This window comes from Entomomonas moraniae (assembly GCF_003991975.1).
GTDB classification, from domain to species: Bacteria; Pseudomonadota; Gammaproteobacteria; order Pseudomonadales; family Pseudomonadaceae; genus Entomomonas; species Entomomonas moraniae.
The window spans coordinates 854,523-870,652 of record NZ_CP029822.1; the positions used below are offsets into that span (position 1 = coordinate 854,523).

The following is a 16,130-nucleotide window of genomic DNA, read 5'->3' on the forward strand; positions in this document are numbered from 1 at the left end:
TTTAGTTTTTAATTGTTTTAAAATATGGTGTGGTATTCGATAGATGGTTTATGTAGAGGGATTTATAAGTCATTTTTATCACTGCTAAATATATTAAAATAATGATATTTATTCATTTAAAAGGATGCTTCATCTGCTATGTCTATGTTTCCTCTTAATGCGCTAAACTTTTTTATGGCCGATGTTCGGGATGGGTTAGGGCCCTTTTTAGGCGTTTTTTTACAGCAACAAGGTTGGGCGGTTGACGATATTGGTTTTGTAATGACGTTAAGTGGGCTAATAGCTGTTATATTTACAACACCTATTGGTGTATTAGTCGATGCTGTGCGAGCAAAGCGAGCAATTATAATATTTTCTTCTTTAACTATTATGGTCACTTGCGCTATTAATTATTTTTATCCCACTCATGTAACAACTACGATCGCCCAAGTGTTAGCGGCTATAGCAGGTGCCTCAATTCCACCAGCTATAACGGGGATTACCTTGGGGATTGTGGGAAAGGATAGATTCGATCATCAACTAGGCCAAAATGAGTCCTATAGCCATGCAGGTAATGCTTTCTCAGCTCTAATGGCGGGGGGATTTAGTTTTTATTATGGATTAAGTGCAGTTTTTGCTTTGATGGGGTTATGGACATTACTATCCATTGTTGCTGTCTTATTAATTCGGCGAAATCAAATTGATTATAATCAATCAAGAGGGCTTACCATGTCAGACAAATCACCCCAGTCAATTAAGTGCCTATTGACTAATAAGGGATTGATTATTTTGGCAGTTACGGTGGTTTTCTTTCATCTAGCCAATGCAGCTATGTTGCCTTTACTAAGTCAGTCAATGGTTGCAAATGGTTCTATTGAACGCCCTGGTTGGTATACGGCGATGACAGTGATTATTGCTCAGATGACAATGATCCCAATGGCATTGTATGCGGCCCATGTCTCAGAGAAGAAAGGTTATAGTCTTATTTTTATTATCGCGTTGGTTGCATTACCTATACGTGGATTATTGGCAGGGCTTATACCACATCCTGCTATCATCATACCTGTTCAGATTTTGGATGGTATTGCTGCAGGACTTATGGGGGTTGCTGTTCCCGGGCTTGTTGCACGTATTTTAAATGGCACAGGGCGTTTTAACACAGGGTTTGCTATGGTATTAACCCTTCAAGGCGTAGGTGCGGCTCTTAGTTCCAGTGTTGCAGGGGTGATGGCTAAGTTTTTTAATTATGATATCGCCTTTTTGGTATTATCTAGTCTTGCTGTTATTGGCTTACTTGTTTGGCTATTTTTTACTTCATTCATGATGCGTTATAATACAAAAAATAGTACTTAATAAAAGAAAAAGATATGATTTTCTTCGTGTTTTCTAAAAAAGGTGATTATAATTAGGTACTTTTTTATATTATTAAATGCTAAAATGAAAAATATATTGTTAATTTAAAATGGAATCGTATGAACTATGGTAGCTAACGTATTAAGAGCATTTTCTTTAACTTTCTTATTCACATGCTTCTCTACGATGGTAAAAGCTGAAATCGTTCAAGAGATAACACAAGGTTGTTCTGACAGCCCTATTGTTTCTACATTGTGTATTACGTTTAGTCCTTTTTATACAACCACTATTATTTCTGTTGTTCCCTCTGAGTGGTCTGGTACCGCATGGGGAGCTAAGTCAAAGGTTATCTATCAGGCTAAAAGTGATGCGGCTACCTTTGTAGCCAGTAATGGAGCAATTAAGGGATCTTATTTAGAAGCCGCTTTTGTGCTTTTACGTCAAGAAGATATCCGTTATAACAAGGTTGATGAGTTAGACCTAGCCAAAGCAATTTTGGCATTTAATCAAACAGCACCTACACCTGCTGCACCGTAGGTGTTCGCTAAGATACTTTGCCATCTAAATAAAGCCACCCCCCATCTTTTTTGGTAAAACGACTGATTTCATGCATTCGATGCATTTGCCCTTCTTGTTCATAGAATGCGTCGAAATCAACAAAAGCCTCATGGGTTGCTTTATTTTCCCAGCTACGATTAATAATAAGCTTCACCCACTGAGTATTATGTGTTTTATTAGTTGAAAAATGTGGGCAAGTGCTTGGGTCCCATGTCTTTATAATATAATCTATTAAATTCAATGCATAAGCACTATAACGTGAACGCATTAGCTGTTCTGCACTATTAGGGCGTTTTGTATAGTTATGATAAGGCTGGCAACAGTTATGGTATAAACGCTCTTGAGTACAAGGACAATAAACTTCTTTTAGCATTATACAAACTCCGGTAGGGTATGTGTTACAAAGTACATAGCGATACTATGTGATGTGTTTATATTAAATATATAAAAATCATTGGCTTATGTTTTTAGTTTGGTCTGCGAGAAACATTTGTTATTTACGTTGTCACAAAACTCATACATTAACGATACATCATTATAAAAGAAATTTTTTAATAATAGTCACCACTGAAGTATAAATTAAATCTTAATTTGTGGAGTAATTCATGAGTAAACCTAATCCTGAGATGATGAAGAATCGTCCTGATGATGCTACTCTCCTAGCTGATGAAGCAAAATATTGTTCTTTTGGTGATACTGTTCATTACATTGAACCGCCTAAGATCTTTGATGGCTGTGAAGGCAGCTATATGTATGATAAGGAAGGCAAGCAATACCTTGATTTACAAATGTGGTATTCCGCTTGTAACTTTGGTTACGCAAATGAGCGCTTAAATAATGTATTAAAAAATCAAATTGATACATTGCCACAATGTGCTAGCCAATACCTTCATCCTACAAAAATAGAGCTTGCTAAAACTATCGCTCAGGATATGAAGAAAAAATTTGGATACGATGGCCGTGTACACTTTAACGTAGGTGGCTCACAATGTATCGAAGATTCTTTAAAGGTTATTCGTAATGCCACGGGTGGTAAAAGTTTAATGTTTGCATTTGAGGGCGGCTATCATGGTCGTACTTTAGGTGCTTCTTCAATCACATCAAGCTATCGTTATCGTCGTCGTTATGGTCATTTTGGTGATCGCGCGATGTTTGTTCCTTATCCTTATCCTTTCCGTCGCCCTAAAGGCATGACAGCAGAAGAGTATGGTGAGTATTTAGTAGCTGATTTTGCTCGTTTATTTGAAACAGAATACCACGGCGTGTGGGATCCTAAAGTAGGCCAAGCAGAATATGCAGCATTTTACGCTGAGCCTATGCAAGGAACAGGTGGTTATATTGTTCCTCCACCAAATTATTTCAAAGGCTTAAAGAAAGTCCTTGATCAGTACGGTATTTTATTTGTAGTTGATGAAATCCAAATGGGCTTCTATCGTACAGGTAAATTGTGGTCAATTGAACATTTTGATGTAAAACCTGATGTGGTTGTATTCGCTAAAGCCTTAACCAATGGTTTAAATCCATTAGGTGGTTTATGGGCGCGTGAAGAGTTAATTAACCCACAAGTATTCCCTGTAGGGTCTACTCACTCAACCTTTGCTTCAAACCCTTTAGGTACAGCATTAGGGCTTGAAGTCATGAAAATGACTGCCGAAGTTGATTTTGAAAAAATGGTTATGGAAAGCGGCGCTTATTTCTTAGAAGGTTTAAAAACGCTTGAAAAACGCCACAAAGAAATTGGTGAGGTAGATGGTTTAGGGCTTGCTCTTCGTGCAGAAATCTGTACAGAAGATGGCTTTACACCTAATAAAGCATTAGTTGATAAGATGGTTGATATCGGTATATCTGGCGACTTAGATTGGAAAGGTCAAAAGATGGGATTAGTCCTCGATATCGGTGGTTATTACAAAAACGTAATCACTTTTGCACCATCATTGTATATTTCTAAGGCTGAAATAGACCAAGGTATTGAGTTACTTGATCAATTAATTACAAGAGCTAAGAAAGAATTGTAATTGTTTTAAATAAAATGGTAGGTAGTAATTAATTACTACCTACTATAAGTTATTAATTATCTTAAGAATAATGCGATATATTAATCAATTAGAACCAGATGGACTCATCGAAAACTTTTTAAGTCATCCTCCCCAGAACTTTAAGGCATGGCTGACGGAGTCTAATGTCCCTGTTTTCTCTGCCAAATTTGATTTATTAACAACAACAGACCTCGATTTTCAAAAGAAACTACAAAAAATTCCACTCTACAATAAATGGCGTAAGTTATTACAGCCACATACTTGTTTTGTTGGTACAACGGTTTCTGAATATGCACTTCTAACAAATGATTTAGATGCAGTGCAGTTAGCAGAGCAAATTAAAGAGCAATACAGTGCTAACTATCCTTTTTTAATTGTCAAAGATATTCCACAAGACTCCCCATTACAAAATCAATTAGCTAATGACTATTCACAGCAATTTATCCAAGCGTTGAAGAAAAATGGCTTTATTGAAGTTGAAGGCCAGGCATTAGCATGGGTACCCGTTGACTATTCAAGTACTGATGATTACCTTTCTCGACTTTCTGCAAGTCGCCGAAAAGATTTTCGTCGTAAATTAAAACATCGTGATAAATTAGACATTCAAGTGATGCACAGTGGAGATGACTATTTTTTTGAAGCGGATGTTTTAGATTATTATTATCAGTTATACCTTAATGTTTATGAGCAAAGTGAAGTTCATTTTGATTTATTAACTAAAGATTTTTTCGTCACGCTTTTACAAGATAAACAGACTAAAGCAACCATTGTGACTTATTATCATCAGCAGGAGCTGATCGGTTACAATATTTGTTTTATTGTTAATGGCATGCTAATTGACAAGTATATTGGGCTTAAATACCCAGCAGCACGTGATTTTAACTTGTATTTTGTTAGTTGGTTTTATAATTTAGAGTATGCAAGAGAGCATCGTTTGTCTTGTTATATTGCAGGTTGGACAGACCCAGAAGTAAAGGCCTCTCTTGGGGCTAAGTTTACTTTTACTAAACATATGGTTTACGTACGTAACCCATTATTACGGGCCATTCTCCGCAAGATAAGTAATAGATTTGAAAGTGATCGGTCTTGGCGTGATGCGCATATTGAAACAGAAAATAACAAAAGGGAATGCAATGAGTAGCCCTATTATCCTTAATTTTGACGATAGCGTTATTAATATAAAAAATGCTATAACCCTTGATTTAACTTCTTGGCAAGATGATATTCGTTTTGGTTGCTCAAAATCCAAGTTTAACCAGTTAAAACACTATCTTGATCAACACTTACCAGAGACTTATGGCACGGTATTGACGGGAAGTGGGGATTATCACCATATTTCATTATTGTTAATTGAGCGACTAAAAGAAAAGTACAGTAGTCAGAATCCTATTCAAGTTGTAGTGTTTGACAATCATCCAGATAATATGCGTTATATGTTTGGTATCCATTGTGGTTCTTGGGTTAGCTATGTGGCGAATTTGCCTTTTGTTAGTCATGTCCATGTATTAGGCATCACCTCTAATGATATTGGTATTGGGCACTTATGGGAAAATAGGTGGCTGCCATTAATGAAGAACAAGTTAACTTACTGGTGTATGGATGTCGATATTACATGGGCTAAACGACTTGGTCTGGGTAAATCATTCAAACGCTTTGATACACCTGACGAGCTGATTGTTGCTTTTCTATCGCGTCAGGACCATGACGCTCAGCCAGTGTATTTATCGATTGATAAAGACGTATTGAGTGAAGAAACGGTCAAGACCAATTGGGATCAAGGGCGATTAGAGTCGTACCATGTATTAGATACTATCTCAGCACTCAATAGTCGTATTATTGGTAGTGATATCACGGGTGATGTATCTACCTGGCAATATAAAAGTCGTTTAAAGCGCTTTTTAAGTTCTCTTGACGAGCAGCCTGCTATTCCCACGGAGACGCTTATTAAATGGCAAACACAGCAACAAAAAATTAATACACAAATTATTAATGCGTTGAAAGAAAGTTGTAAAGAACCTTCTTTTTAATGAGCGACAATGGTTGGGGTAGTGGCTGTAAGCACTATCCTATTCAGCCTCTACAGTTTCCGAGATAATAGCCTTTTTTACAGTTTCAATTAATATTTGATCACCGTAGAGCTCTGCAACTTCTAGTAAGGGACTATCATAACAATAATTACCACTCTTTATATAATGCTGTATTAACGCTACAACTCGCTTATCCTTACGCCTTGCTAGTCCGTGCATGGCTTCGTCTACCACAAGGGAGTCCTCATCATGGGCATTTCTCCAAAGGCATTCTCGTACTTCAGGTGTGTCTACTTGACTATATTGCAAATTACATGTAGCCCAGTCTCTGGTTTCTTCAAAATCATCGGTAGCAAGTTTTAATAGTGCATTAGCAACATGTGGGCCTTCATCAATAAAGTGAGATAAAGCAACGGCTAGCTTCTGACGACACCAAACATGGGGATGATCAACAAAAGTTAGCATAGTTGGCAACGCTTCAGGTACTGGGGTATGAGATAGCCCACTTAGGGCAACGGCAATAACACAAGGGTTTGGATCAGCTAGACCAGCAACAAGCATTTCTTTGCTCTCTTCGATACCGTAGCGAATATGTTTTTTTCTATTATGGTTATCAATATAATAAAGTTGCCCCATAACATACATTGCTAAACTTCTTTTTTTCCAATTGCGTGACTTAAAGATTTTTTTCATGCATGTTATTGTTTCAGGATTTCCTCGAGAACGTATCTCATCAGCCGGGCACCAGTCAATATCATCATAATCACCTTGCAAGTCCATGCTAATTAAACTTTTAAGGCTTAAGCCCTTAAGGTGGTTTCTTCTTTTTTTGCCTTGATTAATATAATCCATTGCTCTTCATTCTCTTAAATAACCATCATCGTTGCGTTATGAAGTGATTAGACGCGTTTATGCTGTATGTTTTTCGATTACCTGGCAAATGAATTGGAACTGATCGTCGTTAAGCCATAAGCTATTGCTAATAGTTAGCATTTGGTTGGCAAGATTTTGTGCATTGGGCACAGAGGTTTTCGGTACAATGCTTTCTAAATAAGCGTAATCGGGTAGAGCATAGATAAATAAACGAGTGATACCTAAAGGACCAGCCCATAGCTCTTGTAAAATGTCATCACGTATTTTACCTGTCGGCAATATCACCATAATAAATGGCCATGTACCTTGTTGTCCCTCATTGTCTGTTAGTACCTGAAGTCCTCTTATTTGTTGTAATTGATTTACGCGAGATAAGGCTTGTTGGGTAGTATCTTGAATGAATTGGGGAAGGCGTTTTACACTATTGCTAGCAACATTTTGTCTAAAGTGACTGACTTTGTGTAAAGGGAGATCAAAATCGAAATCATCACCTACTGCTTCGATAAGTTGATGCTGCTTGAGTGACTTTCTTTTTGGATTACCATAGGCAAAGTAAAGACCGAATGGATTATAGAGTAGAGTATACCCAAAAAGTTCAAGAGTGCGTGTAAGCTCCCATTTTCTATCTCTTGGAATAATTGTTTTAGCCATTTGTTCCAGTTGATTATGCAGTTGCTCATGACGACTGGTGAGCAATCCGCCCTCATAGAGAGTCAGACCTTTACCAGCGGCGAGGCTATAAAATACTATATCGCCATAGGTGCCTACCTGTGCGCCAAGAGCTTGGGCTGCATCTTCTATAATGGTTATATTATAGGGTTTGGCTAATGCTGCAACCCTTGCAATATCGGCAACACGCCCACCTAGGTGTGTTGGAATAACGGCTAACACTTGCTCATCCATTAATGATGCCAATTGGCCAAAATCAAAGTCAAATGAGTGACTAGATAAATCACAAAGCTTAATTTTTAGGCCACAATGGTGAATAGCTAACGCAACTAAAGGGCAAGTGTAGGCTGGGATGATAACATAGCAACGCTCAGGGGCATTACGTTTAAGGGTGGTGAGTGCAATCACCAATGCCGCTGTACCCGAACAGGTCAGTTGTAGGGGCGGGAGTTTAAATAATTGGCTAACTTGTAGGGCTAAATCGTTATGGCAGGGCAACCAATCACGCCATTTTGTTGGTAGCCCAGCAGTTGGAGGTATTTCATAATAACGACGAAGTAATGTCATTAAACACCTAAAGATAAAATTTATTTATTGCTTTCTTGCTCTTGGCTAGTAACTTGTTTTTCAGCTAAAGCCAAAAATATAATGCCCGCAACAATAAGTGCTGCACCAACAAGTCTTTCCCACGTAATGGTTTCATTAAATAACCATACAGAAGCAATCATTACAGTCACAACTTCTAGGTGGGAGGCTGCAAAGGCAGGGCCAACAGGTGCTTTTTTTAGTAGAATCATCCAAGTGAAAAAAGCACCAATGTAACCGAGTATTGCGGTGTAGACCCAGTGATTAGTAAAAACACGTATTACCCAGTCAATATTAAATTCTAGTGGATCAGCATGCATAGCTGTAAACTTAAAGCTACTTTGACCTAATGTGTCAAATAGTAATAGTAAAGTAAAACCAATTAGATAAAATTTACGCATTATGATAGCCCCACAAAAATAACACCCGCAGTGATAAGCGTCATGCCGATAATACGATAAGGCGTTAAGATTTCATTAAATAACAGTCGTCCAACAACCATAACGGCAATAATGTTAATAGAGCCTAATAAAATACCTTGAGAAAGTTCAACTAACGATAAGAAAGCGAGCCACAAGAAGAATTCGGCAAGATAAGATCCTATACCAATCCATAACCAATAATTACGGAATAAATCAAACCAGTAATGCCAGCCATCTCTATTATTTGGCGCCGTTGCTGCGAATTTAAAAGCGATCTGACCTAGTGTGTCAAAACACACATTTGAGACCCATAACACGATAACTAGGGGAGACATTTTTAGAGGCTCCGTTGATCAGTTGTTGAAGAGGACACTTGTGCTTGAGTATTAGCTATTTCTTCAAAGAACTCAACACTCTCTTTAATTACATCACGTCGTTGACGGTCGATAGTGATTAAGTGGTAACTGTCTTCAAGAACAATGAATTTAGTAGGGCCTTTTACTGATTTCTCAACAAGCCGTGCATTGGTATCGATATTGGCGATATCATCATGCCCTGAGTGCATAATTAAACAAGGTGTGGTTACCTCGGGTAGTTGTTTCTTTACAACCCTTGCCAAAAGTTGCATTTCAGCCAGTGCGGGGAAAGGATTACCTGCTAAGCCGGCAGCGGCACTATCACCACTTAACATGCTGGCTGAAACAGTTGCTCTAATACGTTCATCTTTTAGTCCATAAGGTGGTTTTTCAATAAAAGATGTTTTTTGAAAAAGATTGAGTTTTTTGAGTATAACTAATGAAAAGAATAGCTTTTTTGCCCATAGTGGCATGCTCCAGCCATCATAACTAAATGTAGGGCCATAAACACCAACCCCTTTAATTTGGTTAGGGCGGTCAGCTGCTAGTTTTAAGGCAAGCAGGGCACCCATAGAAAGCCCTGCAACAAAAACATTATCAACTTCTTTTGCTAAATAGTCTGCTGCTTCTTCAACACTTTTATACCAGTCTACCCATGTGGTTTTGCAAAGGTCAGCTTCATCTCCACAATGTCCAGCAAGTTGCATTGCATAAACGGTAAAACCTGCTTTATTTAAGCCTTTAGCAATAATACGCATTTCATTAGGCGTACCGGTTAAGCCATGAATTAATAGTACACCGTTTTTATTACCCGGCATAAAGTATGATGAATCTTGAATCATAAAAACCTATAATTATTCAACTGACATAGCAGGGATTCTGCTATATTTTTGGTGTGCACTGTAATCTTCTAGAATACTTGGTAACACCGCGATTGCATCAGCAAAATTATTGATAGCAATATGATCAATAGCGTTTTTCTCACAGTAACCAATCAGTTTGTCTTTTGCTAACACAAGATCAACTTTGTTAGAGACACAAAAGTCAGAAGTACCATCACCAACATAAAACACTTGGTTAAAGTGTTTACGTTGTTGTTTTAAGTGATTACATTTACAATTACCACTGGCTTTAACGCAATTAGCATTTGCATAGGGGAATGTAAGACGCCAATTTCTTTCATTGTCGTGTAATAATTTATTTGCAAACACAGGTAATGACTCTAATCCATTACGTTTTAAAATAGATTGAATAGCATAGTCTAAACCATCACTTACAACATGCACTGCAATATTTTCGCTATGTGCTTTGCTAACAAATGCTTTGAAACTAGGGTCTATTTTAACTTGAGATAACACTTCATCAAGTTCTTCTAGACTAGCATCAAGTAACGCAATTTGTTTGCTCATACACTCTTGTGAGCCAATAACACCTGCAACCCATTGATCTTCTAACTCCTCATAACCATTTTTTCCAAAACGGGTGAGTAGGATATCAGTAACATCTTTAAGGCTGATAGTCCCATCAAAATCACATAGTATGATGGGTTTCTGTGGCTCAAAACTATAGCTAGTTCTAGCTTGTCGAAAAATATTTTCTGAGATGGATAAGAAACTACTCATATTTTTATACCAATATTTTCAATGTAATATAGAATACTGTTTTAACTTGTTTAGTATTTTATAAGAAATCTGTACAATTCTTTGTTTCTGCTTTGTGTATATTCTGTAACGAGTATGTAAAATAGACGATTGGTAACATGATATTTGAATAAAGTGAACGTACAATGAATGATAAAATATTAATTATTGAAGATGATGAGCGTTTGGCTAATCTTGTTCAGGCTTATTTAGTTCGGCATGATTATCAAGTTGAGTGGCATGATCAAGGGGATACAGCAGAGGAAGCGATTGTCAAAATAAAGCCAGATTTAATTATTCTCGATGTTATGTTGCCAGGAAAGTCAGGTTTTGATATTTGCCGAGATATCCGAACTTGGTTTACAGGCTTTATTTTAATTATGACGGCCAGTGAAGATAATATTGATGAAATTGTCGGTTTGGAATTGGGGGCTGATGATTATTTAGCAAAACCAATTGAGCCAAGACTTTTGTTGGCCCGTGTTCGTGCTTTATTACGCCGTAAGCAACTTGAGATCGATCCTTCGATTTCATATCCTATTAGCATTGTAAGTCCTGAGATTCCAGATAATGAGGTACTTTTAAGCTTTGATGGTTTGATTGTTAATAATGAAAACCGTAAAGTTATTTTAAATGGGCAAGAAATAGATTTTACAACGGCTGAATTTGATTTGTTATGGTTACTAGCTAGTCATGCTGGGCAAATTTTATCTCGGGATGATATTTTTTCACAGGTTCGTGGTATTGACTTTGATGGTAGTGATCGTTCAATCGATGCAAGAGTATCTCGGTTACGCCGAAAACTATTGGATGATCCTGATAATCCCCGTCGTATTAAAACGGTTAGAGGAAAGGGATATCTTTTTTTATGTGAGGAAGATAACCATTGAGTGTCATATTAACTAAGCTAACGTTTAGTAAACGTATCATTATTTATTTAATTACGTTATTAATTTTGCAGTGTATTATTGCCTATGGGGCATTGCTCGTTTTTGATGCGTTGCCGCCATCAATTACTGGTGTTCCTGAAGACCATACTGTTCAAAGAGACTCACAAAAAGGAACTGTCAGTTTGATCCGTATGCAAATTAATCAAAATAAAAATCTATCTGTTCAACAAGTGGTTGATAATTTACAGCCTTTATTTGGTTATCCTATAACTGTGTTGGAGGCAGATGTGTTATTGCCTCCATCCGTAAAAAAAGAGTTAGATGAGTATGGTACAGCTTACGATGAAGACCTCGATATTTTATATGTTAGCCTTGATAGTCATGATATTCTTAAGTTAGGCCCCATTTTAATGCGTGATATCCTTGAATCGGATTTTATGCCATTTAGTGTTTTTATTTTTTTATGGTCGTTATTTAGTGTTGCTATCTTCTTTATTTTAATTTACTTTGCCTTTGTTCACTTTTGGAAAGATTTGGTCAATATAAGAAAAACCGCAGAGCGGCTAGGACAAGGTGATCTAGATGCAAGGACAGAGGATGCAAGGAGCTGGTTGTTTAGACCCTTAGCAAGTGTTTTAAATAATATGGGTGTTCACATTAAACACTTGGTGACAACCAGCGAAACTATTTCTCACGCTATGGCGCATGAGCTAAGAACTCCTCTTGCTCGGATGCGTTTTGAACTCAGTATGCTTGATGAGGCAAGAAGTGATGAAGAGCGCTTACAATATCGAAAAGGACTGGATGAAGATATTGATGAGCTCGAGTCTTTAATTAAGGTGAGCTTAAGTTACTTCAAAATGCAACAAAGTCAGTTTGAGCTTAATTTAACTGAAGTTCCTTTAAAAGAGTGGAGTGAAAAGCTCTGTAAATCACTTACATTATTTAAGCCCGAAAACTTTGAGCTAGAATGTAATAGCCAAGATGATACAGCACTGTTTGATATTAATTTAAGCGATACAATTGTTAAGAACCTATTACTTAATGCATTTAAATACGCTAATAGTAAAGCTATTTTTAGTGTATTTAAAAAAGAAGACAAAGTTGTTTTTGTTATTGATGATGATGGCCCAGGCGTTCCTATTGAGTTTCGAGACAGGGTCTTTATGCCTTTTTCTAGATTAGATACAAGCCGTACCAGAACAACCGGCGGGTATGGTTTAGGGCTAGCGTATGTAAAACTTATTGCTGAAATTCATAATGGTAAAGCATTTGTAGTTACAAGCCCATTAGGCGGTGCTCGCTTTGTTGTAGCGATTAAATCAGGCGACTAGAATAAAGCCAGTTTTATACTGGCTTTGTTTTTTCTAAAAAATTAAACTGTTATGGTATTTTTGTAATCGTTCAAGATCAGCTTGGGTAATCTTGCTTAGCCGTGCTAGATTCATATTATCTTTTAAGTCAGCTATTTTTATTTGTCTAGCCAGAGAGTTTAGGCTAACACGTAAAATAAATTGCTCATAAGATTCATCATTACTTTTAGTTAATGCTACGATTGCTTCTAAGATATCCTCTGAAAATCCTTTACTACGTAGTTCATCAATGGTTATTGGTGTATCCTCAATCACATCATGAAGTAGCGCAATGACTTTTAATGTGACATCATCAAATGCAAACATCAACCTAAGTGGATGAAGAATATAAGGTTGACTTGCTTTATCATATTGGTCTTTATGCCCATTAAAAGCAATGCTAAGGGCTTCCTGGAACTGTTTATTCTTCTCCATTGCTCTTACCTTATAATTAAGCCTCTTTTAATGGTTCTGGTTTTCCAAAGATATAGCCTTGAATTTCTAGGCAACCAATTGATTTTAATGTGTTTAGTTGTACCTCATTTTCGACACCCTCAGCAATCAGAGGGAGATGAATACTATTAACCAACGAAATAATACTCTGCAGAAATGTTACTGATTTTTTATTGTATTCAATGTCATTAATAAAACTACGATCTAGTTTTATACAATCAAACTTAAAGTCGTGTAGAAGTTTTAGTGAAGAATAGCCCGTACCGAAATCATCTAAAGAAATACTGATTCCCATTGCTTGTAGTTCTTTTAGTTGTTTAAATGTATTGGTTTGATCATTGATGAAGGCTGTTTCTGTTACCTCAAGTTCTAATTGTTCAGTAGGATACCCAGTTGTTTCTAAGATACGAGATACGTTTTCGATAAAATTGGGATCTTTTAATTGAATAGGTGATAGATTAACTGAAACTTTTTTATTTATCTTATATGTTAGAACCTCTTTGCAAACAGTTTCTAAAATCCAATATCCGAGGGGAATAATTTTTCGTGTGTCTTCTGCCACAGGGATGAATGTGTCGGGGCTTATTAGTCCTAATGTTGGATGTTGCCACCTGAGCAATGCTTCATACCCTGATGTATCATTGTGTAGTAAAGAATATTTTCGTTGATAGAGAATGAATAACTCATTTTTTTCAATGGCGGTTGACATATCATGAGCTAGCATTTTGATTTCTTGCGTTTTTCCATCAACTTTCTTGTCATAGCAACAAATACGATCATTTATTTTTTTATGGGCTCGGATCATTGCAGTCTCAGCATTATTAACCAAGTCTATTAAATTGTTAGCATCACCAGGATATATAGATGCACCAATGGCAACAGTAATTAAAAAATCTTGATCGTCTATGGAGTATATGTTGTTAGTACAGCCATAAATACGCCTATAAAAATGGGTAATATCTTCTTTATTATCAAATATCTTTAGTGCAATAAATTGATCATTACTAAAACGAGCCAATATTTCATCGGGAAGGAGATTCTGCTTTATTTTATCGGCAATATTTTTAGCTAGTTTATCGCCTGTGCGATAGCCTCTGTTATTAATGATTTCTTTGAGTGTATCGACACCAAGTAAGCAGATAGCAAGCTTGTTATTCTGTGGTAGATCATTGATATTTGTTTGTGCAATATTAAAAAACTCATTTCGGCTAAATGTGTCTGTTAACGTATCATATTTTGCGAGATAAGAAATTTTATCTAAAAAGTTTTTTTGCTCAGTAATATTTTTGGTTATTTTCGTAAAACCTTCCAGAGCACCTTTATAATCATATATTGGGTCTATTACAACATGAGCCCAAAAACGATTGCCATCTTTCTTATAACGCCATCCTTCGCCTTCAAAATGCCCCTGCTTTAAAGCATAATCAAGATTTTGTGCAGGTATTTTTAATATCTGATCATCAAGGCTATAAAAAATACCATAGTACTTCCCAATAATTTCACTGTCAGTATAACCTTTTGCTCTTTCAGCTCCTATATTCCAGCTAACAACAATACCTTCTAAGTTTAAGATATAGATAGCATAATCTTGTACACTTTCGATAAAATGACGGTAAGAAATATCAGTGAGGTATTGTGAGTTCATCTTCCTAATCTCTAAGTAAAATGATGGTCTAACATTTTATGCTCTATTTAATATAAATTATACTTTATAATCTAGCCTTGATTCTTATAGCATAGGTCATTGAAAATGGCTTTTTCGACAATGATTTAATATAGCATAAGATTTTACTTTTAGCTTGAGTGCCATCATAATTCTTTTGGATATGTGTTATGGGTTTATAATTGTTACTTCTTATGGATAGATAATAAGAATAGCAGGTAACTGTTTGGATAATAAGAATGTTTAATATGTTAAAGCAATCCGAGTTTAGAAGAGGCTTGATTGCTGCTATTCCTATCATGATTAGTTTTATTCCATTCTCTTTGGTTTTAGGCGCGCAAGCTATTCAAAGGGGGATGGTAGTAGGAGAAATATCGGCCATGGTAGCCGTAAATTTTGCGGGAGGGTCTGAGTTTGTTGCTGTCAATTTATGGACATCACCACCACACCTTTTACTCATTGCATTAATGACATTGTTAGTCAATAGCCGACATATTTTAATGGGGGCAGCGTTGACCCCTTATTTAAAAGAAGTACCTAAAAGAAAAGTATTACTTTCTTTATTTTTTATGTGTGATGAAAGTTGGGCGTTAAGTTTTGCCGATATAAAAAAATCACCTAAGCTACAATTTAATTATCATTATTATTTAGGTGCTAGCTTAGGTCTTTATATTACATGGGTCTTTTTTACAACTATGGGAGCATTAATTGGCCCAATGATTGGTGATGTAACTCATTATGGTTTTGACATGGCGTTTGTTGCAGTATTTTTAGTCTTATTACGAGGAATGTGGAAAGGTGCTGTTAATTCTATTCCTTGGTTTGTAAGCCTCGTAGTGGCAGTGATAAGTTATTTATTTATTCCTGGGGCTTGGTATGTACTTTGTGGTGCATGTTCTGGATTATTAACCGCTTTTGTGATGTTTAGCCATGATTGACTTTTACTCAATACTTACGATTTTAGCGATGGCGACAGTCACTTATTTAACGAGAGTAACTGGTTATTTATTATTACGTAATCGTGTACTGAACCCTCGTTTAACAAAAGTCCTAGAGGCGACCCCCGGTTGTGTTCTCATTGCGGTGATTGCTCCTGCTTTTGCAACGACAAATATTGCTAATTTACTAGGTTTAGGCATTACACTATTATTAGCGAGCCGTTTTTCTCTACTGACAACCGTTATAATAAGTATTGTAGCAACGGGATTATTGCGTCACTATATAGTGTATTAATATATTTAAATACAGGTTATCGCGTGGACAAATTACACCGT

18 protein-coding genes are annotated in these 16,130 nt (G+C 36.5%); 9 read left to right on the forward strand and 9 right to left on the reverse strand.

All coding sequences use genetic code 11. The annotated features are described in order from the left end of the window. Positions 1 to 138: 138 nt before the first annotated feature. The gene (locus DM558_RS04090) at positions 139 to 1,332 is read left to right on the forward strand and encodes an MFS transporter (protein ID WP_228411808.1); all 1,194 of its coding nucleotides are present in this window, start codon (positions 139 to 141) and stop codon (positions 1,330 to 1,332) included. A gap of 126 nt (positions 1,333 to 1,458) precedes the next feature. Next, entirely contained in the window at positions 1,459 to 1,869 is a 411-nt protein-coding gene (locus tag DM558_RS04095) for a DUF2388 domain-containing protein (protein WP_228411809.1), read from the forward strand. Between the two features lie 7 nt (positions 1,870 to 1,876). Here DM558_RS04095 and DM558_RS04100 read toward each other — a convergent pair whose 3' ends face one another. After that, complete coding sequence (locus tag DM558_RS04100) at positions 1,877 to 2,263, reverse strand: YchJ family protein (protein WP_127162171.1); 387 nt, start codon at positions 2,261 to 2,263, stop codon at positions 1,877 to 1,879. Between the two features lie 253 nt (positions 2,264 to 2,516). Between DM558_RS04100 and DM558_RS04105 the strand changes: the two genes are divergently transcribed. The 3 genes from DM558_RS04105 (at position 2,517) to DM558_RS04115 (ending at position 5,953) form a co-directional block, all read left to right on the forward strand. Next, positions 2,517 to 3,905 carry an aspartate aminotransferase family protein gene (locus DM558_RS04105; RefSeq protein ID WP_127164807.1) on the forward strand — a complete coding sequence of 463 codons (1,389 nt, stop codon included), beginning with the start codon at positions 2,517 to 2,519 and terminating at the stop codon, positions 3,903 to 3,905. 70 nt (positions 3,906 to 3,975) lie between these two features. Continuing rightward, on the forward strand, positions 3,976 to 5,067 hold the full coding sequence (locus DM558_RS04110; protein WP_127162172.1) for a peptidogalycan biosysnthesis protein: 1,092 nt from the start codon (positions 3,976 to 3,978) through the stop codon (positions 5,065 to 5,067). After that, positions 5,060 to 5,953, forward strand: a complete 894-nt coding sequence (locus DM558_RS04115) for an arginase family protein (RefSeq protein WP_127162173.1) — start codon at positions 5,060 to 5,062, stop codon at positions 5,951 to 5,953. The genes DM558_RS04110 and DM558_RS04115 overlap by 8 nt, the downstream gene beginning before the upstream one ends. A 39-nt stretch (positions 5,954 to 5,992) precedes the next feature. On the opposite strand, the gene DM558_RS04120 is transcribed toward DM558_RS04115, so the two are convergent. Genes DM558_RS04120 through DM558_RS04145 form a run of 6 tightly spaced genes read right to left on the reverse strand, consistent with a single transcriptional unit; the run spans position 5,993 to position 10,480 of the window. Further along, positions 5,993 to 6,805 (reverse strand): HEAT repeat domain-containing protein, encoded by an 813-nt coding sequence (locus DM558_RS04120; protein ID WP_127162174.1) that lies wholly within the window; start codon positions 6,803 to 6,805, stop codon positions 5,993 to 5,995. Between the two features lie 57 nt (positions 6,806 to 6,862). Further along, the gene (locus DM558_RS04125; RefSeq protein WP_127162175.1) at positions 6,863 to 8,062 is read right to left on the reverse strand and encodes a DegT/DnrJ/EryC1/StrS family aminotransferase; all 1,200 of its coding nucleotides are present in this window, start codon (positions 8,060 to 8,062) and stop codon (positions 6,863 to 6,865) included. Positions 8,063 to 8,082: 20 nt separating this feature from the next. After that, a complete protein-coding gene (locus DM558_RS04130) occupies positions 8,083 to 8,481 on the reverse strand; it encodes a DMT family transporter (RefSeq protein WP_109702612.1) in 399 nt (132 codons plus the stop codon). Beyond that, entirely contained in the window at positions 8,481 to 8,837 is a 357-nt protein-coding gene (locus tag DM558_RS04135; protein WP_109702613.1) for a DMT family transporter, read from the reverse strand. Before DM558_RS04135 ends, DM558_RS04130 begins: the two co-directional genes overlap by 1 nt. 2 nt (positions 8,838 to 8,839) lie before the next feature. After that, on the reverse strand, positions 8,840 to 9,700 hold the full coding sequence (locus DM558_RS04140) for an alpha/beta hydrolase (protein ID WP_127162176.1): 861 nt from the start codon (positions 9,698 to 9,700) through the stop codon (positions 8,840 to 8,842). 12 nt (positions 9,701 to 9,712) lie between these two features. Continuing rightward, positions 9,713 to 10,480, reverse strand: coding sequence for an MtnX-like HAD-IB family phosphatase (locus tag DM558_RS04145; protein WP_127162177.1), 768 nt, complete (start codon positions 10,478 to 10,480; stop codon positions 9,713 to 9,715). A 164-nt stretch (positions 10,481 to 10,644) separates the two neighbouring features. Here DM558_RS04145 and DM558_RS04150 point away from each other — a divergent pair, with 164 nt between their 5' ends. Together DM558_RS04150 and DM558_RS04155 are read left to right on the forward strand one after the other, a co-directional pair. Then, positions 10,645 to 11,388 (forward strand): winged helix-turn-helix domain-containing protein, encoded by a 744-nt coding sequence (locus DM558_RS04150; protein WP_127162178.1) that lies wholly within the window; start codon positions 10,645 to 10,647, stop codon positions 11,386 to 11,388. Next, positions 11,385 to 12,722, forward strand: coding sequence for an ATP-binding protein (locus DM558_RS04155; RefSeq protein WP_127162179.1), 1,338 nt, complete (start codon positions 11,385 to 11,387; stop codon positions 12,720 to 12,722). Before DM558_RS04150 ends, DM558_RS04155 begins: the two co-directional genes overlap by 4 nt. 33 nt (positions 12,723 to 12,755) lie before the next feature. Here the strand turns inward: DM558_RS04155 and DM558_RS04160 are convergent, their stop codons facing one another. Beyond that, on the reverse strand, positions 12,756 to 13,175 hold the full coding sequence (locus DM558_RS04160) for a GTP pyrophosphokinase (RefSeq protein WP_127162180.1): 420 nt from the start codon (positions 13,173 to 13,175) through the stop codon (positions 12,756 to 12,758). Between the two features lie 16 nt (positions 13,176 to 13,191). After that, complete coding sequence (locus DM558_RS04165; RefSeq protein WP_127162181.1) at positions 13,192 to 14,838, reverse strand: putative bifunctional diguanylate cyclase/phosphodiesterase; 1,647 nt, start codon at positions 14,836 to 14,838, stop codon at positions 13,192 to 13,194. Between the two features lie 266 nt (positions 14,839 to 15,104). Here DM558_RS04165 and DM558_RS04170 point away from each other — a divergent pair, with 266 nt between their 5' ends. Together DM558_RS04170 and DM558_RS04175 are read left to right on the forward strand one after the other, a co-directional pair. Beyond that, entirely contained in the window at positions 15,105 to 15,794 is a 690-nt protein-coding gene (locus DM558_RS04170) for an AzlC family ABC transporter permease (RefSeq protein ID WP_228411810.1), read from the forward strand. Further along, the gene (locus tag DM558_RS04175; RefSeq protein ID WP_109702621.1) at positions 15,787 to 16,089 is read left to right on the forward strand and encodes an AzlD family protein; all 303 of its coding nucleotides are present in this window, start codon (positions 15,787 to 15,789) and stop codon (positions 16,087 to 16,089) included. The genes DM558_RS04170 and DM558_RS04175 overlap by 8 nt, the downstream gene beginning before the upstream one ends. Positions 16,090 to 16,130: the final 41 nt, after the last annotated feature.